The 17,819-nt window shown below is 38.4% G+C and carries 17 protein-coding genes and 1 riboswitch; of the genes, 11 read left to right on the top strand and 6 right to left on the bottom strand.

Translation table 11 applies throughout. The features are described from left to right. Positions 1–168: 168 nt before the first annotated feature. The 3 genes from ACIQ7N_RS10335 to ACIQ7N_RS10325 all read right to left on the bottom strand — a co-directional run bounded on the left by ACIQ7N_RS10335 (position 169) and on the right by ACIQ7N_RS10325 (position 2,385). A complete protein-coding gene (locus ACIQ7N_RS10335; protein WP_402931782.1) occupies positions 169–1,032 on the bottom strand; it encodes an aminoglycoside phosphotransferase family protein in 864 nt (287 codons plus the stop codon). Positions 1,033–1,267: 235 nt separating this feature from the next. Further along, the gene (locus ACIQ7N_RS10330; protein WP_132360266.1) at positions 1,268–1,936 is read right to left on the bottom strand and encodes a class A sortase; all 669 of its coding nucleotides are present in this window, start codon (positions 1,934–1,936) and stop codon (positions 1,268–1,270) included. A gap of 263 nt (positions 1,937–2,199) precedes the next feature. Next, positions 2,200–2,385, bottom strand: a complete 186-nt coding sequence (locus ACIQ7N_RS10325; protein ID WP_053484500.1) for a 2-hydroxymuconate tautomerase — start codon at positions 2,383–2,385, stop codon at positions 2,200–2,202. 164 nt (positions 2,386–2,549) lie between these two features. Here ACIQ7N_RS10325 and ACIQ7N_RS10320 point away from each other — a divergent pair, with 164 nt between their 5' ends. Continuing rightward, positions 2,550–3,065 (top strand): YwhD family protein, encoded by a 516-nt coding sequence (locus ACIQ7N_RS10320; protein WP_132360270.1) that lies wholly within the window; start codon positions 2,550–2,552, stop codon positions 3,063–3,065. A gap of 345 nt (positions 3,066–3,410) precedes the next feature. Here ACIQ7N_RS10320 and ACIQ7N_RS10315 read toward each other — a convergent pair whose 3' ends face one another. Beyond that, complete coding sequence (locus tag ACIQ7N_RS10315; RefSeq protein WP_402931780.1) at positions 3,411–5,465, bottom strand: transglycosylase domain-containing protein; 2,055 nt, start codon at positions 5,463–5,465, stop codon at positions 3,411–3,413. Positions 5,466–5,883: 418 nt separating this feature from the next. Here ACIQ7N_RS10315 and speB point away from each other — a divergent pair, with 418 nt between their 5' ends. Next, positions 5,884–6,756: an agmatinase gene (speB, locus tag ACIQ7N_RS10310; protein WP_142509221.1), complete on the top strand. Its 873-nt coding sequence runs from the start codon at positions 5,884–5,886 to the stop codon at positions 6,754–6,756. Positions 6,757–6,884: 128 nt separating this feature from the next. On the opposite strand, the gene ACIQ7N_RS10305 is transcribed toward speB, so the two are convergent. Beyond that, positions 6,885–7,601 carry a 3-ketoacyl-ACP reductase gene (locus tag ACIQ7N_RS10305; RefSeq protein ID WP_132360276.1) on the bottom strand — a complete coding sequence of 239 codons (717 nt, stop codon included), beginning with the start codon at positions 7,599–7,601 and terminating at the stop codon, positions 6,885–6,887. A gap of 166 nt (positions 7,602–7,767) precedes the next feature. Between ACIQ7N_RS10305 and ACIQ7N_RS10300 the strand changes: the two genes are divergently transcribed. From ACIQ7N_RS10300 to ACIQ7N_RS10285, 4 genes are all read left to right on the top strand, one after another. Next, the gene (locus ACIQ7N_RS10300; protein WP_402931778.1) at positions 7,768–8,142 is read left to right on the top strand and encodes a winged helix-turn-helix transcriptional regulator; all 375 of its coding nucleotides are present in this window, start codon (positions 7,768–7,770) and stop codon (positions 8,140–8,142) included. 111 nt (positions 8,143–8,253) lie between these two features. Further along, positions 8,254–8,448: a hypothetical protein gene (locus tag ACIQ7N_RS10295; protein WP_402931776.1), complete on the top strand. Its 195-nt coding sequence runs from the start codon at positions 8,254–8,256 to the stop codon at positions 8,446–8,448. 207 nt (positions 8,449–8,655) lie between these two features. Beyond that, positions 8,656–9,225 (top strand): TetR/AcrR family transcriptional regulator, encoded by a 570-nt coding sequence (locus tag ACIQ7N_RS10290; RefSeq protein ID WP_402931775.1) that lies wholly within the window; start codon positions 8,656–8,658, stop codon positions 9,223–9,225. After that, complete coding sequence (locus ACIQ7N_RS10285) at positions 9,222–9,980, top strand: CPBP family intramembrane glutamic endopeptidase (RefSeq protein WP_402931773.1); 759 nt, start codon at positions 9,222–9,224, stop codon at positions 9,978–9,980. The genes ACIQ7N_RS10290 and ACIQ7N_RS10285 overlap by 4 nt, the downstream gene beginning before the upstream one ends. 26 nt (positions 9,981–10,006) lie before the next feature. Here ACIQ7N_RS10285 and ACIQ7N_RS10280 read toward each other — a convergent pair whose 3' ends face one another. Beyond that, positions 10,007–10,951, bottom strand: a complete 945-nt coding sequence (locus ACIQ7N_RS10280) for a threonine ammonia-lyase (RefSeq protein WP_402931772.1) — start codon at positions 10,949–10,951, stop codon at positions 10,007–10,009. A gap of 205 nt (positions 10,952–11,156) precedes the next feature. Between ACIQ7N_RS10280 and ACIQ7N_RS10275 the strand changes: the two genes are divergently transcribed. The 5 genes from ACIQ7N_RS10275 to ACIQ7N_RS10255 all read left to right on the top strand — a co-directional run bounded on the left by ACIQ7N_RS10275 (position 11,157) and on the right by ACIQ7N_RS10255 (position 17,162). After that, on the top strand, positions 11,157–11,588 hold the full coding sequence (locus tag ACIQ7N_RS10275) for a YwiB family protein (protein WP_142509217.1): 432 nt from the start codon (positions 11,157–11,159) through the stop codon (positions 11,586–11,588). Continuing rightward, positions 11,588–13,255 carry an arginine--tRNA ligase gene (gene argS, locus ACIQ7N_RS10270; RefSeq protein ID WP_274068235.1) on the top strand — a complete coding sequence of 556 codons (1,668 nt, stop codon included), beginning with the start codon at positions 11,588–11,590 and terminating at the stop codon, positions 13,253–13,255. The genes ACIQ7N_RS10275 and argS overlap by 1 nt, the downstream gene beginning before the upstream one ends. A gap of 353 nt (positions 13,256–13,608) precedes the next feature. Further along, on the top strand, positions 13,609–13,998 hold the full coding sequence (locus ACIQ7N_RS10265) for a MerR family transcriptional regulator (protein ID WP_402931769.1): 390 nt from the start codon (positions 13,609–13,611) through the stop codon (positions 13,996–13,998). Then, positions 13,991–15,493, top strand: coding sequence for a class I adenylate-forming enzyme family protein (locus ACIQ7N_RS10260; protein WP_402931768.1), 1,503 nt, complete (start codon positions 13,991–13,993; stop codon positions 15,491–15,493). The genes ACIQ7N_RS10265 and ACIQ7N_RS10260 overlap by 8 nt, the downstream gene beginning before the upstream one ends. 1 nt (position 15,494) lies before the next feature. Continuing rightward, the gene (locus ACIQ7N_RS10255; protein ID WP_402931766.1) at positions 15,495–17,162 is read left to right on the top strand and encodes an acyl-CoA dehydrogenase family protein; all 1,668 of its coding nucleotides are present in this window, start codon (positions 15,495–15,497) and stop codon (positions 17,160–17,162) included. Positions 17,163–17,462: 300 nt separating this feature from the next. After that, positions 17,463–17,645: riboswitch (cobalamin riboswitch) on the top strand. Positions 17,646–17,819 lie beyond the last annotated feature (174 nt).

The following is a 17,819-nucleotide window of genomic DNA, read 5'->3' as shown; positions in this document are numbered from 1 at the left end:
CTAAAAACGAAAAGTTTAGTAATGTGCTTTTTTATTTTTGTATAATTTATTAAAGGATTGTATTGGTATGATTATTGTCCAAAAGGAATAACGAGTAAATATCAATTATTAGTATTTAAAGTTAGCCAACCTTTTCTTCCATCACAAACAGAGAAAATCACCAATATTTTATAGTAACCATTTTTTTAATCTCGCTAAATTTTCTTCTAGAAATAACGCATTTTTTTCAATTCCTCGACGTTTACACCATCCAATACTATTGAATGCATCTGTAAATCGATAAAAAGGTAATACATTTTCTAAGTCAATTAATGGCTTGATACTGTTATAGCCTTCTTGATATGCATTATACAAGTTAACATCAACACTTAAAAAATCTCGATACAGTTTGGTAAAATCGATTTCTGTTGAACCAAATCTTACGCTTTCAAAATCTATTATTCCTGAAACTGTGTCATTATCAACAATTATATTTGCTGGACGAAAATCCATATGTACAAAGCTTGGTCCATCTGGAGACGGGAGCTGTTGTTTCATCTTTTCAAATTTTTCAATGGATTTTTCAAATAATTGTTCATCCAAAATGTCCTTTACATCTTCAGCAAAACTATAAAATTGGTGTTCAACAAAATTGGACCAGTTCGTAAATTCATTTTTTATACCCGTTAACACTTTATTTGCAGGGGGACGAGTAAAATGCATTTCAGCATGAAGAACCCCAACTTGGTACGCAACTGTTGGTGTAGCCTTAGATGTTAACGGTTTTCCTTTTAATTCAGATAATAAAAAAGCTCCAGCACACTCCACATCACCAGACCAATAATCTAACATTACAGGAATGGAAACTCTTCCTTTTAAGATTTCATAAGCTTCTAACTCTCGCTGATACTTCAATTTTGAAAAAGGAATTTTCAAAAAAACATTTTCACTATTAGACAAAGTACATTTATAAACTGTTGAACTAAAGGAGTCTTCAACCTCATTAATTGATACTATCTGCAATCCAAACTGTTGAATGACACGATTTAACATTTAATTTTCCCCTTTTTAATAAAATCCTACCATAGAAATACTCTTGTTTTTTAACAATATCTACATTACAACCTTTCTTCAACAAACCAGCCGTTAGTTAAATAAGGTGCGATTTTACACCCAATTTAATTAATTTAAACAAATATTCCTAAATATAATATTAATCACTAATAAAAGCTAAACTAATGCAGAAATTAGTTTAGCTTAAAAATAACTCGTATTAATGTTTTTTATACTAAAAAGTTTCTGATAGTTTTGCAGGTGCTTGGTCGAATGGATATTGCTCGACAAAATCTGCTTGTACAGCAAGTCGTTTCGTGCCTCTATCAGCGCATGTCACGAGGGTTAAAATAGTTTTATCGGGGATGTCATTAATAACATAAACATCTGTAGCAGCGATAATTTCCTTGATCGTTATTTTGTACTCATAAATATTTGTTAAATCCGTTAAATAAATCGTATCTCCGATGTTTGCCTTGTATAAGGGGCCAAATAAAATATCTTTTTCCTCAAAATAATGACCTGCTAATGCGTAGTTTCCTTGTCCGAGTTTTTGATTAGGCTTCATAGTGCCTGCTCCAACGGCAAGAGAGGCATTACCAACTCCTTTGACGATAGGAAGTTTCATACCAACACTAGGAACTGCGATACTACCAATAACAGGCATTTTCTTTGCGGTTGTTTGAGCTTTTAAAACTTCAGCAATGGATAGAGATTGCACTGCTTCAAATTCAAAATCGACATCCGCGTTTTTGTTTTTTTCAATATCGTCTACACTGTAATCAGTTGTATTTAGTTGTTTACTTAAATGAGCGATAATTGCATTTTGAATGGGATTAATAAAAATAAGTAAGAGGCCAATGATGAGCATACAAATGAGTAGTGATAATTTAAATTTATTCATTTCATAGATCACATCCTAATATTGAAATTACGAGTTACCGATTGAAGGTCGAGTTCCGCCGCTAAAACAGGGAGAATCGCCGGTAAAAGGTGAAATTCCGCCGCTAAAACAAGGAGAATCGCCGGTAAAAGGCCAAATTCAGCCGCTAAAACCGAAAAACGAAGCTAACGAGGCAATATAGCTTTCCAAACGTTGCAAGGCACTATAAGGCTACAATACGGTAAAAATGGGTAGAGCCTTATATGCTCTACCCGTGTTACTCTTTATTTATCGCTAAAGCGCACGCCTGCAACACCGTAATGGTTTTTAGACATTTCTTCGATGAAGACTGTTACATTTTCTGGTGGCGCATTAACTGTACGAGAAACGGCTTCTGTTACTTCTTTTACTAGTGCGCGTTTTTGTTCTTCTGTACGACCTTCAAGCATTTTCACTGTTACGTATGGCATAATATTGCCTCCTTTATTGAATAATGTTGTATAGTGTTTATAAGAAAGTATAAACTTCTTACTTGTATTTAGGCATATGCGCAATGCCAGTGTCGTGTTCATTACGGTGCTAATGCGCTTAACTATGCTTTACTTTTATAATAGCAGAACGGAGGTATTAAAGTATGGCAAATGAAGAAAAAGCAAAACAAAAAATGGGCTTTACTATTATTAAAAATGACCCAACAGACGGACATAAGGGATTTGGTATCGGTTCGCTTTCGCTTGAAAACGTATCGCCAGTCATTATCGATATAGAAGAGGGGACGGCATCAGTTGAAATTGGTGCTATGCATGCTCGCAGTGATGTGGAACGAGGTATTAAATTTACGACAGATCGTGCTGATTCAGAAGGTGGGAAACCGTATTGGTTGGTTTGGGTGACGATAGACCATAAAGTGGATGGACCTTACTATGCAGGTGTAACTGCATGTGAAATGGTAGTCAATCGCGAAAAACGTCGAGGCTATAAAATTTTAGCTGATCATGTGAATAAAATGGATAAATCTATGAAGCGTCATATTATTGTTGAACATATGGACGCACCATCTAAAAAGGTGTTAGCTTCTTTTCTAGAAGAACTTAATCCGGACTTGTGGGCACGTAGTGAGGAGCAATTGCGTCAAGATTTATTTGTTTAATAGACCTACAATGATTGAACAATATGTGACATTTTGCGATCGCTTTCGATATAAGGTTGAAAGTGGATTTGAAACAAAGTAAACTTGATGCAGAGCTTACATTTTAGTAAGCTAGGACGCTTGGTTCTGCGAATGTGATGAGCGCTATGCGGCATTTGAACAACCCAAACCCAAGCCAAATGCCCCATGATGCTCATCTACTTCGCGAACCATAAATAAGAAAAGCTTTCTGTTCCCACGGACACGTTTCCGGGGAAGAGAAAGCTTTTCTTTTTCGTATATGTCTGTACTTTGTCGAGAGCCTTCGTTAATTAAAACGTCTATCTTCGATAAAGGTTCCGCATGTTAATCTTTAAAGATAGAGAATGGAAGCATATTCCAGAATTTTCCCCACGTATTCGTATCGAGAATATCGAAGTTTGAACATTTTTCAGTTGGGACATCTTTCGCCTCCATATAAACGAGACGTTGTTTTGGGCAGGCATCTGTTGCTAACTTACCTGATTCAATATCGATGACCGCACCTTTAACGTCTTTAGGCTTTGCAAAATCTTCGTTCTTTGTTCCTTTATTGACAGCCTCCATAAAATCGATCCAAATTTGCTTTGTAGATGCAGTATCTTCTCTTTCTGTTAGATTTTTTCCTTGGTCATAGCCGTTCCACACGCCAGCAGTTAAGCTAGGTGTAAAGCCAATTAACCATTGATCGCTATTTGTAGAGCCAGATTTGGCTGCATACGTATGCGTCATGCGAGAGCGAATGCCTATCCCTGTAGCCGGAGAATAATCACTAAAGACTGGATCGAAAATACCCGTCATCATTTCTGTTAAGATATACGTATTTTCTTTTGAGAGAACAGTCTCATCTTCTTTATCAGCTTCTTTATTTTCATAGATGATATCGCCATTCGCATTTTTAATAGAAACAATAGTAGTAGGCGTAGTTTTTTTACCTTGCGATGCTAAAATATTATATGCATTCGTCATTTCATATAATGTTGTTTCAGTCGTTCCAAGCGCGATGGATAAATTGTCCTTAGTACCGATATTCACGTTGAAGCGATCAGCCATATTATGAAATGCTTTAAATCCAATTTCCTCTAAAGTTTTCACAGCGTAAATATTATCTGAAATAGCGATAGCCTGGGCCATTGACATATCATGGTTTGCAAATTTGCCATTAACATTTTTGGGTGCATATGTGGCACGTCCATGATCATAAGTGAAAGTTGTCTCACCTACATCTAAATAGGTTAAAGGTGTATAACCATTCTCTAAAGCTGCTGCATATAAAATAGGTTTAATGGTTGAGCCTGGCTGACGTTTTGCCTGTGTAACTCGGTTAAATGAACTTGTAGCATAGTCACGACCACCAACTAATGCTGTAACAGCGCCTGTTTTGGATTTCATACTAACAAAAGCAGTTTGAAGATCATCATTAGGCATATGTTTGGCTACAGCACCCTCTGCTGCCTTTTGGTGTTCTAAATTAAGAGTTGTTTGGATAGTCCAGCCACCTTCACTAATGTCGAGATTTTTCGATTTCAAAATTTCACTAGCCTCTTGCCATGCTACATCTAGGAAAAATGGTGCTACAGATTTTGCTGCAATCCAGCTATCATTCTTTAAGACAAGCTTTTCACTCTCTGCACGTGTTTTTTCATCTTGTGTAATAGCACCTTGATCGGCCATCAGTTTTAAAATAACGTGTTGGCGATTAGTTGCTTTATCTAGATTGACAATAGGAGAGTAAATACTTGGACCTTTTGGAATTCCTGTTAACATTGCAGCTTCTGCTAATGTTAAATCTTTTGCTGATTTTCCGAAATAAAATCGACTAGCTGCTTCTACGCCGTACATACCATGTCCGTAGTAAACAGTATTTAAGTAGCCTTCCAATATTTCATCTTTATCATAAAAAACTTCTAATCTATAAGCATATAGTGCTTCATTTAATTTTCGTGTCCATGATTTTTCATGTGAAAGATATAGATTTCGAGCGTATTGTTGCGTAATAGTACTTGCTCCTTGAACTTTACCTCCAGCCTTAAGATCAACTAATACTGCACCAGCGATACGAGAAAAATCAAAACCACTGTGCTTATAATAATCTTTATCCTCAACAGCGACTACCGCTTTTGCTAAATAGGGGGACATCTCATCACGCCCAACCCAATAACGTCGTTCATTCGTAAAGTGATCTCCGATTTGGTTCTCATTTTCATCTAAGAAAATAGACGCTTTAGGTACGGTTAAAGGTGGGGCACCAGCCACTTGAACATAGACGCGTAAAGCTATAAATGCTACTACAATTGCAGATGTAAAGGCGATAAAAAGGGTAAGTACTTTACGCGTACGCTTTACACGCTTTTGTTTACGTTGATAGCTTTTTCTCTGCATCCGACTTCACCTCGTTTTCTCACACTTGCGTATAGTATGTGTCTGAACATTCGTATTTAATCGAAATTATTGGTAAAAACTATTGCACTTTATTCAAAAACATCTATACTTTTTTTGTACTGTTTGAAATGCTAGTGTTCGACAAAAAAACACACTTTGTAGATTTTAATCGAATTTTGCTAGACGTTCCAATAATGTATACGAGGATACAAGGATAGAGGTTTCATTACATTCCTGTAAGTCCTTAATAGAGTAATGATAAAAGGTTCATCCTATTGAAGGATTTGAATGACAAAGATGTCATGTCAATAAGGTGATTGGAGTGATGAGGATGGAAGCTCCAAAAACGCCCAGAACGGATATCAACTCTAGTGGTGAAAATGAATGTAATAATTTTTTATATAGTGGAGGTTATGTAATGAGATTTGATGAAGCTTATTCAGGAAACGTTTTTATAAAAAGTCATCCTACATATGAGGATGCTCAGGCGGTCATTTATGGTATGCCAATGGACTGGACAGTTAGTTATCGTCCGGGTTCACGTTTTGGTCCACAGCGTATCCGTGAAGTATCTATTGGGCTAGAAGAATATAGTCCATATTTAGACCGTGAGCTAGATGAAGTGAAATATTTTGATGCGGGTGATATACCGTTACCATTCGGTAATGCACAACGCTCATTAGATGAAATTGAAAAGTATATCGAGAAGCTTTTAGCAGACGGCAAGATTCCTGTAGGTATGGGTGGCGAACATTTAGTATCGTGGCCTGTTATGAAAGCTGTATCTGCAAAATATGATGATCTAGCAATTATCCACTTCGATGCACATACAGACTTACGTGTGGAATATGAAGGGGAGCCACTTTCTCACTCAACGCCGATTCGTAAAATTGCTGAACATATCGGACCAAAAAATGTCTATTCATTTGGTATCCGTTCAGGAATGAAGGAAGAGTTTGAATGGGCAAAGGAGAATGGCATGCACATTTCAAAATTTGAAGTGCTAGAACCATTAAAAGAAGTATTGCCGTCTTTAGCAGGACGTAATGTTTACGTAACAATTGATATAGATGTACTTGACCCCGCACATGCACCTGGTACAGGAACAGTAGATTGCGGAGGCATTACATCAAAAGAATTACTAGCGTCAATCCATGCGATTGCAGCAAGTAACGTCAATGTTGTGGGCTTTGACCTAGTTGAAGTAGCACCAATTTACGACTCATCTGAAATGACAGCAAATACAGCTTCTAAATTGCTAAGAGAAATGATTTTGGGCTGGATCAAATAAGAAGGTTCTTCGAAATGAAGCGGTTGGAATGGGGTTAGCGATATGCTAGCCCCGTTTTTCTTATCCTTTTCAATATAAAAAAGAAGACGCCATCCAAAGATAGCGCCTTGATATTTCGAATAGTTCTATTAAGGGTTCGTTGACCAAAGTCCAGCATGCTTTAATACAACACGTGGATGAAGTTTTAGCTGAGCAACCATTAAATCTGCTAAATCTTCTGCTTGCATCACTTTTTCCGGATTGCCGTCTGTTAAGTTAAGCTCAACCGCCATATCCGTAGCAACTGTACTTGGCGTTAATGTTGTAACGCGAATGTTTTTCTTACGTACTTCAAGCATTAATGACTCACTTAGTCCGATAACCGCAGCTTTTGAAGCCGAGTATGCACTTGTAATCGGTGCACCTTTTTGACCAGCTGTTGATGAGATATTAATGATGTCGCCTGTGTTGCGCTCTAACATCTCCGGTAATACAGCACGTGTTGTGTAGTACACACCTTTTACATTGACATCGATAATATTTGTCCACTCTTCAGGTGTTAAGTCCATGAAGTTACCGAATTTTGAAATTCCAGCATTGTTTACTAAAATGTCGATGGCGCCAAGTTCTCCGCGAATAGATTCAACGGCTTTAGTAATAGAGTCTAAATCCGCCACATTTGCCACAGCGATTGCAACTTTCACATCATACTGCTTAAGTTCCTCTGCAACTTGTTGTAAATTTTCAAGAGTACGTCCAACAAGACCTACGTGAATACCTTCTTGCGCAAAAGCTACTGCTGTTGCACGTCCGATTCCACGTCCAGCTCCTGTAATTAACGCTACTTTTCCTGCGATTGTTTGCATGTTTTTTTGCTCCTTCGGTTGAGATAATTTTATTTAGACGAAAAAATAGATTAAGATTTGTCTTTAAGACTATCCTCATTTTACTACGGTTTTATACATTGTGAAGAGTGCACTTTTTAGTGCGGAGGTTACTAAAAGTTACTTATACGAAAAGGGAGTTAGCTCTATGTCAGATAAATTAAGAGAAGAGATAAAAGAGAGAATACTAAATAACGATTACCATTGTGAAAAAGAACTTACATTATCAATTATTAGTGGTAAATGGAAGGTAGTTATTCTGTGGCATTTAGGCGTCGAAGGACCGCATCGCTTCAGTGAGCTTCAAAGACTTTTTCCGAAAATATCTCATAAGATATTATCAAACCAATTACGTGAACTGATGGAAGATGGGATTGTTCATCGAGAAGTGTATCCAGAAGTCCCTCCCAAAGTCGAATATTCAATGACTGAACTAGGGATGACGTTATTACAAATCGTTGAGATGATGTATGAATGGGGGAAAAATAGAATCGATCAAATTAAACAAGAAAGCAATAACTAGGTCATAGGATAATTTACATTGCTGTTTTTTAATTTTGATACACAAGCTGTTCGAGATGGTAGAACCCCCCTTGACTGTTAACGTCCTTTTTTGTAAAAGGGGTGTGCTAAAATGGGCGTTTGGTATTTCTTAATCTTATTTGTAGGGCTATTTTTCGTAATTAAAGGAATATTTATGAAAAAGCAATCTTTGTTAATAAAGAAAATTAGTTTTGTATTTGTAGGATTATTTTGTATTTCATGCTCAATATTTATGTTTTTGCCAGGTAGTGCAGAAATAATTTCGGATTTGTTAAATTTAAAATAACCTCTGGGGCTATAAGTGGGGAAGCGTAATGGGCTCACTTTTAGCCTTTTTCATTCCAGATATCCCATAGTATTGGGAGTTTACGGCTCATTTATAAAGTGAGCTTTTTTTATTCTTGGCATTTTTTTGAACTTAATTGACATTGGAAGGGGAAAACTGTTACATTATAGGTAACGAGTGTTACCTATCGAAAGGAGGCAAATTTTTTTGGCACCAAAAGAGCGGTTTACAGAAAAAATTTTAATGGATTGTGCTTTTGAAATGGCTAGGAAGAGTGGGATTGATAGTGTTAATGCAAGAGATTTAGCAAAAGAATTAGGTTGTTCGACAAAGCCTATATTTCGATTATTCTCGAGTATGGACGATTTAAAGTATGCAATATATGAAAGGGCTAGCAATCTATACAACGAAAGAATGTTTCAGGGCTTGCAAGAAAGTTCTTTTTTAGGAATGGGGTTAGCTTATATTAATTTTGCTCGCGAGGAAAAAAAGTTATTTGAGCTGTTATTCCTTTCCAACAAATATAAGATCACAAGCTTTTCGGAAATAGTAAATGATGTAGAAAACCAAGGAATTATAGCGTTAATTTCTAAATTAACAGGGTTAACTCAAACCTCTGCTAAATTTCTATTTATCGATATATGGTTAACTACGCACGGTATAGCGACAATGTGTGCTACGAATACTTGCGATTTAGACAGCTCGGAAATTGAGGGTATTTTAAAAGATGTTTTTGAAGGCGTTAAACTAAAATTATTGAATGGAGAGAATAAATGAAAATAAAAAATTCACCTATTCTTTTATCGCTACTATTTACTTTGCTTGCGCTTGTTTTTCCTTTCGTGGCTGGTGTAATTATAGCTGTCAAACATATAAGTAGCTTAAGCTCTATAGTTTTAATTCAATTTACTGCCTTTACAGCTGGTGTACTAGTTACTCTTTGGATCATGAAAAAAAGTAGATTCTCTTTCCAAGATTTCGGATTTAGAAAGTTTAAAGCAGAGGCGTGGATAGCGGTTATCATTGTTTCTGAGCTGGTTACATTCTTGAATGGTATTACTGATAAAGATGGTTTTTCTGCGCAGTATGTATTTATTTTACTTCTATTTGTTATTGCCGTTGGTTTTTGTGAAGAGCTTATTTTCCGAGGCCTAGTTTTCAAATATTTATCAGCAAAAGGGCTTAAAGTGGCTATTATAGGTTCCTCAATTTTATTTGGTATTGGTCATTTTACAAATTTACTTTCCGGTCAGGATTTTTTAATGACATTACTACAGGTTACTTATGCATGCCTCTTTGGGCTAGTTTGTGCAGAAATTGTAGCAAAGACAAAAAGTATTATTTTCCCAATTGTCTGGCACGCTACGCATGATTTTATTGCATTTTTGACCGATAGTGAGCAGAATGTTCTTTCTGTTTCTATTTATGTCCTTCATTGTTTAGTGTTAATGGGTCTCGCAGTTTATTTCTGGAGAGCTTTATTTCCTAAAAAGGCTGTTATGAATTTAAAAAATTCTGAGAGTTACGTTTAAACGACAAGCAAAAAAGCATCTACTTATTAAATTTGAGTGGATGCTTTTTTGAATTCGACATTTCCTCCAGAAATAAGGAAGCACACTTTTTCATTTTTACGAATAGGTAAAATTCCTTGCAGGGCAGCGCCCATAATGATAGAAGAGGAGGGCTCTGCGATAATTTTACCCTCGGAGAGCAAGGTTTTCATCCCACGTTGGATCAAAGCCTCATCTACACTTACAACCTCATCGACAAGCTCTTGAACAATTGGGAAGTTCCGTTCTCCGGGCTGTAAAGTTAGTAGAGCATCAGCCAAAGATTTGTGTTCCGCTAAAAGCAATCTTTCGCCTGCCTCTAAGCTTTTTGTATAACGCGAAACAACAGCAGGTTCCACACCAATTATGTTGATATGAGGGGCTATGGATTTAATAGCTGTTGCAATGCCACTAATTAATCCACCACCGCCAATAGGAACAACAATAGTATCGACTTCAGGAAGCTGTGCTACAATTTCCAAACCTGCTGTTCCTTGTCCTGCTATAATATCGTAATCATCATAAGGATGTATATTGCAATAGCCATGATCACGACTAAGTTTTTCTGTTAGTGCATGTCTTTCTGCCAGCTTACACTGTACAACTTCTGCACCTAAGGCAAGTATTCCATCAACCTTAACGCTCGGAGCAGAATCCGGTAGAACAATGGTCGCCTTACTCTTTAATAGCTTAGCAGCATAGGCAACACCTTTACCATGATTACCAGAGGATGCAGCAACTACGCCTTTTTGTAGTTGTTCTAGTGGCATGGAAAGCATTTTATTGAGAGCCCCTCGAAGCTTAAAGGAGTTTGTTTTTTGCAAATTCTCGGCTTTTATGTAGACGTGACATCCTAAAAGCTGATCGAGCCCATTTAATCGAATAATAGGTGTTTCAAATATATAAGGAGAAATTCTTCGTTTAGCAGCATGAATTTGTTCAAGTGTTAACATAAGCAACCCTCATTTCGATAAAGAGATTGAAAATTCAAACTTTATAACATAACTGTAGATTTACAGGGAAATTGTGTCAATACTTAAATGGTAAGTAATTCTGAACAAACATCGGATAGAATACTTACTTCTACCTTGAAAAAATATGAGGATTCATCCTATAATAAAAAGGTTATAGTAAAAACAATAAAAGGGAGCGTCCATAATGGCGAACGAAGCAAGATCGCAGGTGAACATTAAGCTCATTTCTAAGATTCACCCGATTGATGGGGAGTCTGAAAGTTATGAAATGTGGCTGACAGGGCAGCTACTTGAAAAAGCAGGAAGCATATATTTGAAATATGAAGAGGTGCAGGAGGATAAAACCATCCGCACAACTATGAAGCTAGGCAATGAACAGGCATTAATTATGCGTAATGGAGCAGTAAAAATGCGATTACCACTTAACATAATTGAACAACAAATGGGTCATTATGAGAGTGATTTTGGTTCAATGCCACTCGTCATTGACACGAAAGAAATGACATTTACAAAACAGGCAGTAAGCGGAGATTTCCATGTACAGTACGATTTACTAATGGGTGGGCAATCCGTTGGCAATTATACATTAGACATTACATTTACGGAGGTACAATGATGAACGCAGTAGAACAAGTACAACAAGCCATTAAAGCAGCGATTGCACAGGCTGTTGAAAAAGCTGGCTTAGTCGAGGCTGGCACACAATTAAATATTCACCTTGAAACACCGAAGGATAAAGCAAATGGAGATTATGCAACAAATATTGCTATGCAATTAACGAAATTAGCAAAAAAACCACCTCGTGCAATTGCAGAAGCTATTTTGGATAATCTTGACACAGCAGGCACAGATATCGAGAAAATCGATATTGCTGGTCCTGGCTTCATGAATATTACTGTGCGTAAAGATTTCTTATCAGGTGTAGTAAAAGCAGTACTTGAGCAAGGTGCTGATTATGGTCGTTCTAATGCTGGCGCAGGAGAAAAAATTCAAATTGAATTCGTATCTGCGAATCCAACCGGTGATCTACATTTGGGTCATGCACGTGGAGCTTCTGTAGGGGATTCATTATGTAACGTGCTAGATATGGCGGGTTACGAAGTATCTCGTGAATACTACATTAATGACGCGGGTAACCAAATTAATAATTTAGCGTATTCACTAGAAGCGCGTTATAAGCAAGCTTTAGGAATGGATGCTGAGATGCCAGAAGACGGCTACCACGGTCAAGATATAATTGAAATCGCTGGTAAACTAGCAGGCGAGCATGGCGATGCAATTTTAGCAAAATCTGCTGAAGAACGTTTTGCATTCTTCCGTCAACATGGTTTAGCGTTAGAATTAGACAAGTTAAAAACAGACCTTGCAAACTTCCGTGTAAACTTTAATGTGTGGTATTCAGAAACTTCACTATACGAAAACGGCAAAATTGAAGTAGCGTTAGATAAACTGAAAGCAAATGGTCATGTATTTGAAGAAGACGGTGCTACTTGGTTCCGTTCAACAACATTTGGTGACGATAAAGATCGCGTGTTAATTAAAAACGATGGTTCTTTCACATACCTGACTCCAGATATCGCTTACCATGAGGACAAAATTGTACGTGGCTTCGATAAATTAATTAATATTTGGGGAGCTGACCACCACGGCTATATCCCACGTATGAAGGCTGCTATTCAAGCGCTTGGCTACGACCGTGATACACTTGAAGTAGAAATCATCCAAATGGTTCAACTTTATAAAAACGGTGAGAAGTTCAAAATGTCTAAACGTACAGGAAACGCTGTTACAATGCGTGAGCTTGTAGAAGAGGTTGGCTTAGATGCAGTTCGTTATTTCTTCGTGAAAACGGCGGGCGATTCTCACATGGACTTTGACCTTGATCTTGCTGTATCTCAATCAAATGAAAATCCAGTGTATTATGCACAATATGCGCATGCACGTATTTCTTCAATTTTACGCTCAGCGAATGAGCAAGGCTTTGCTGCAACAACAGATCATTTAACGCTGTTAACTGCAGAAAAAGAAATTGATTTACTGAAAAAAGTGGGCGACTTCCCGAAAGTGGTAGCAGATGCTGCGAAGCACCGTACACCACACCGTATCGCCAACTACATTCAAGAAACAGCAGCTGCATTCCACAGCTTCTATAACGCTGAAAAAGTGTTAGATGCTTCAAATAAAGAGCTAACAGAAGCTCGTTTAGCCCTTATTACTGCTGTACGTACAACAATTGCCAACGCATTACGCTTAATCGGCGTATCTGCACCGGAAAAAATGTAATAATCGTCTTTCTAGCCCCTGGCACGACAATGTGCCGGGGGTTTTTTGTTTCAGGAAGCAAGAGCGGTTGAGGCGAGGGAAAGAGTGGCCGGGTTGAGGGAAAGAGTAGCCGGGACGACGGAAAGAATAGTCGAAGCGACGGAAGAGACCGCCCAAGTGACGGAAAGAACCCTCGATATCACGGATAGAACCCCCAATATCATGGATAGAACCATTAAAGCGCCAGATAAAATCCCTAAAATAATCAGATTCATCTCTCTAAAACTATAATTTTCTGTAAAATTCAGAAATCTTGTTGAAGTTTACGTTAGCGTCAATGATATACTGATGGAAAACGGAAAGGGGAGATGGTGTTGAAGACGATTCAAGAAGTGGCTAAGGAGTTTAATGTTTCAACACGGACAATTCGTTATTATGAGGAACTAGGGCTGCTTAAACCTAATCGATCATCTACTAATCAGCGAACCTTTTCAAAAAAAGAATTAGCGAAGCTTAAGCTTATTTTCCGAGGGAAGCGGTACGGTTTTTCACTTGAGGAGATCAAGGAGATGGTATTGCTGTTTGATGATGATCGCACGGGCATTCAGCAGTTGGAGCGCACGGTCGAATATGGGGAGCAAAAAATACAAGAAATTGATAGCAAAATTGCAGAGCTTATACAGATGAAAAAGGAGTTACAGCAATTACAAGGCATATTTACAGGAAAATTAGCGACTTTAAAGGGAGAGATGCATGATGAATAGTTCAAATTTATTAGCACGTAATGCGCGAAAGTACCCTATGAGTGAAGCGGTTGTTTGTCAGGGCAGACGTGTGACTTATCGTGATTTAGATGAGCAAGTGACACGTCTTAGTCATGCTTTGGTAGAGCAGGGGGTCTGGCAAGGTGACAAAGTTATTATTTTTATGCCAAATGTTGTAGAGTTTGTTGTTAGCTATTTTGCTATTCAGCGCATTGGAGCCATTGTCGTTCCGGTAAATGCGAAATTTACGCTGCAAGAGGTTGAGTATGTAGCGCTGCATGCTGATGCTAAAGTTATTCTCGTGCATGAGGCAATTTTTGCAGCAGTTGAAAACATCACGATAGTTCCTTTAAAAATCAAAACAGGTCAAGAGAAGGTTGGTTGGCTAAATTATGAAACGCTTATTCAACATGCAAGCAGTCAAACAATTGATTGCCAATTGAATGAAGATGACGTTTCAACGATTTTATATACGTCGGGTACAACGGGAAAACCAAAGGGCGTGTTGTTTAGCTATCGCAATATTTTAACTGTAGCGCAAATGATTGCAATAGAAATGGAAGTAAAGCCAGAAAGTCGGATTCTTCTTATGATGCCATTGACGCATTCAGCCCCATTACATTTATTTTTAATGGCAGGAGTACTTGTAGGCTCGACCAATATACTAACGCCAACATTTACACCTGATTTATTGATAGATTCAATTGAGCAGGAACGGACAACGCATTTCTTCGGAGCACCTGTTGCTTATTTGTTAACCGCCCAAATGCCAAGATTGCAAACAGCTGATCTATCATCGATGAAATGGTGGGTTTATGGTGGAGCGCCGTTATCGCAAAATGAAATTCGCTTTATCCAAAAAGCTTTCCGAACGGATCATGTAACCTGTGTCTATGGATTAACAGAGGCTGGTCCAAATGGTTCAATATTGTTTGGTGAAGAGCATGTAACGAAGGCGGGGAGCATTGGTCGGCGTGCACCACTTGGGGCGGAGCTACGGATTATTAACGACAATGGAGAAGATGTCAGTGTGGGTGACGTAGGAGAAATCGTGCTATTCGGTGAGGGTAATATGCTGGGCTATTACAAGGATGATGTTGCCACAAAGGGTGCATTTATAGATGGGTGGCTGAAAACAGGTGACCTAGCTCGCATAGATGAGGACGGCTATATTTGGATTGTCGATCGTAAAAAGGATGTTATTTTTTCAGGTGGTGTGAATATTTATCCGAAAGAAATAGAAGATCATATGTTGAGCTATGAGGGGATATTTGAAGTGGCTGTAATCGGTGTACCACATCCGGAGTGGGGAGAAACGGTGAAGGCTGTTTATGCCGCTAAAACGGAAACTGACGAGGACGAACTTAAAGCTTATTTGGAGGAGCACCTTGCTAAATATAAAATTCCACGCATCTTTGAACGTGTGGAAGCGTTACCACGAAATGCATCGGGCAAAATACTAAAACAATCCTTGAAGGGGCAAGAGGTGAGATAGCATGAAAGTTTTACAGCGGGAAGAAATGAAAACAACAAACTTTTTTAACGAAAATGATACACTTCATAAAGTTTTAGAAATGATGCTAGATAAAGAGTTTGTGGACTATGCAAAACGTGAGCTAACAGATTTTGGTGAACTTTGTGCTGGAGATATTGATGTGAGAGCCAAGCATACTGATAGAGAGGGTGAACCTCGATTACAAAGGTATAATGCCTATGGTGAAGAAGTGTCAGAGGTTTGGGTCAATGATGGCTACAAAAAAACAATTGAAGAGACATACAATACCGGCATTGTTGGCTATGTGCATAAGGATATTCCGCAATTAGGTAGAAAGGGTAACTATGTCTATAGCTTTGCTCAAGGCTATATACTATCACATGCTGAGCCAGGCTTTTACTGTCCTGTTACGTTAACAATGGCAACGGCTTATCTCCTTGATCATTATGCAAGTGACGAGGTGAAAGCGCGCTTTTTACCACATGTTTGTGCAACAGGAGAGACAGAGCTATATGAGGGGGCTACGTTTTTAACCGAGCGTCAAGGTGGCTCTGATGTTGGAGCGAATGTTGTGAAGGCAAGACAGGACGGCAATCAGTATCGTTTATATGGGGAGAAATATTTTGCATCTAACGCAGGAATGTGTGGAGTAACCATGGTATTGGCGCGCATGGAAGAGGCTCAGGCAGGCTCAAAGGGCTTAACATTGTTTGCAGTTCCGTGGCGAAATGAGGATGGCACAGTTAATAACCTGCGCATTCGGCGTTTAAAGGATAAACTTGGCGTTAGAGCAGTGCCTTCTGGTGAGGTGGAATTTGATGGTGCACTAGCATATGTTGTCGGTGACCCAAATAAAGGGATTTACTATATGCTGGAGGCGCTTAATTTATCAAGAATTTGCAATGCGGTTGCTTCTATCGGCATTATGCGCCGCGGTTATTTAGAGGCGAAGCATTATGTGACAAATCGTCATGCCTTTGGTAAACCTTTAACACAATATCCTATGATCCAGGATACACTAGGGAAATTCGCTGCCAAGCTTCATGTAGAAGTTGCCACAGTTTTTGATCTTATTCAGCTGTACGATAAAGTAACTAGTGGGCGAGGGAATAAAGAAGATATTATTTTAAACCGCTTGTATATTGCGATCATGAAAAAAGAAACGGCAGAGCAAGCTGTACATTATGCTAGTGAAGCCATTGAATTACATGGCGGAAACGGCTATATTGAAGATTTTGTTACACCTCGGTTATTAAGAGATGCACAAGTACTTACTGTATGGGAAGGGACTGCGAATATTTTAGCTTTAGAGCTCATTCGCTTAGTTGATAAGTTTCATGCGCACGAAATGTTTATTCGTGTCATGGAAGAACGTCTAGAAAAACTAGCTGGCAGTCCATTAGTTGAAATTGTTGTGGATCAATTAGCAAAACTAGATTCAACTTTGCAAACATTTAGTCGTTTAGATGATGCAACAAAATCGTTTGAAGCAAAAAAGGTCGCAGAGAAAATGGCGCATTTATATGAAAGTGTGGTAGCAGTCGAATGGGCACAAAAATTCGGCGGCAAATATGAGAAGCTAGCAGATATTTATTTAGAGAATACATGGGCATTGCGAGAAATGGGTGCACCAATGAAAACGGTACAGTATTTTTCGGATATAGTTTAACTTATTTGGGTAGTGTCCAAATAACCTGCTGAAATAGAGGAACTCGGTCTAAGAACGCCACGTCCTGTGGCGACGACTGAGTGACCAACATCATATTGGCGAATGTCACGGAATCGGAAAGAAGTTCACATGGGATGTTAGCCTAAAATCATCGCATCCATGCGATAACGGCTAACTGACCTGCATCACGCAGGCCTAAGCACAAAGCCAATCCCGGACGCAATTATGCCAAGGCATAATGGATTGTTTAGAAGTCGTCTCGAATGGAGGCGACTTCTTTCATTTTCATGTATAATAAAATCAACTGAATATTATAAAGGTTCTTTACTTAAGTAAAGTGAAAAGGGAAATCGGTGTAATTCCGATGCGGTCCCGCCACTGTATGTGTGAGTTTTTTCAATCTGCGCCACTGAAAATTTCGGGAAGGCTTGAAAAAGCGTATGAAGCACGAGCCAGGAGACCTGCCTTTATAGAAAACACGTTGTAGCCTACGAGGATAGGATGGTGGATTTTGTATATGTATTTTTGTGCAAATTTGACCCCCTCATTATTTTTTGATGAGGGGTATTTGTTTTGGAAGATGAATGTCGATAAATTTGAAAACATGGGCGAATGTTGGTTAGAAGTTCGCGATGTTGATATACCCCTACAATGTTA

The organism is Lysinibacillus sp. NPDC095746 (assembly GCF_044763535.1).
Taxonomy (GTDB): Bacteria; Bacillota; Bacilli; order Bacillales_A; family Planococcaceae; genus Lysinibacillus.
The sequence above is the reverse complement of the archived record's forward strand: the minus strand, read 5'-3'. Positions and strand labels throughout refer to the sequence as shown.

What these genes read in the sequence shown, in the direction of transcription:
- ACIQ7N_RS10335 (WP_402931782.1), bottom strand. Translation starts at nt 1,032, where the DNA reads ATGTTAAATCGTGTCATTCAACAGTTTGGATTGCAGATAGTATCAATT.
- ACIQ7N_RS10330 (WP_132360266.1), bottom strand. Translation starts at nt 1,936, where the DNA reads ATGAATAAATTTAAATTATCACTACTCATTTGTATGCTCATCATTGGC.
- ACIQ7N_RS10325 (WP_053484500.1), bottom strand. Translation starts at nt 2,385, where the DNA reads ATGCCATACGTAACAGTGAAAATGCTTGAAGGTCGTACAGAAGAACAA.
- ACIQ7N_RS10320 (WP_132360270.1), top strand. Translation starts at nt 2,550, where the DNA reads ATGGCAAATGAAGAAAAAGCAAAACAAAAAATGGGCTTTACTATTATT.
- ACIQ7N_RS10315 (WP_402931780.1), bottom strand. Translation starts at nt 5,465, where the DNA reads ATGCAGAGAAAAAGCTATCAACGTAAACAAAAGCGTGTAAAGCGTACG.
- speB (WP_142509221.1), top strand. Translation starts at nt 5,884, where the DNA reads ATGAGATTTGATGAAGCTTATTCAGGAAACGTTTTTATAAAAAGTCAT.
- ACIQ7N_RS10305 (WP_132360276.1), bottom strand. Translation starts at nt 7,601, where the DNA reads ATGCAAACAATCGCAGGAAAAGTAGCGTTAATTACAGGAGCTGGACGT.
- ACIQ7N_RS10300 (WP_402931778.1), top strand. Translation starts at nt 7,768, where the DNA reads ATGTCAGATAAATTAAGAGAAGAGATAAAAGAGAGAATACTAAATAAC.
- ACIQ7N_RS10295 (WP_402931776.1), top strand. Translation starts at nt 8,254, where the DNA reads ATGGGCGTTTGGTATTTCTTAATCTTATTTGTAGGGCTATTTTTCGTA.
- ACIQ7N_RS10285 (WP_402931773.1), top strand. Translation starts at nt 9,222, where the DNA reads ATGAAAATAAAAAATTCACCTATTCTTTTATCGCTACTATTTACTTTG.
- ACIQ7N_RS10280 (WP_402931772.1), bottom strand. Translation starts at nt 10,951, where the DNA reads ATGTTAACACTTGAACAAATTCATGCTGCTAAACGAAGAATTTCTCCT.
- ACIQ7N_RS10275 (WP_142509217.1), top strand. Translation starts at nt 11,157, where the DNA reads ATGGCGAACGAAGCAAGATCGCAGGTGAACATTAAGCTCATTTCTAAG.
- argS (WP_274068235.1), top strand. Translation starts at nt 11,588, where the DNA reads ATGAACGCAGTAGAACAAGTACAACAAGCCATTAAAGCAGCGATTGCA.
- ACIQ7N_RS10260 (WP_402931768.1), top strand. Translation starts at nt 13,991, where the DNA reads ATGAATAGTTCAAATTTATTAGCACGTAATGCGCGAAAGTACCCTATG.
- ACIQ7N_RS10255 (WP_402931766.1), top strand. Translation starts at nt 15,495, where the DNA reads ATGAAAGTTTTACAGCGGGAAGAAATGAAAACAACAAACTTTTTTAAC.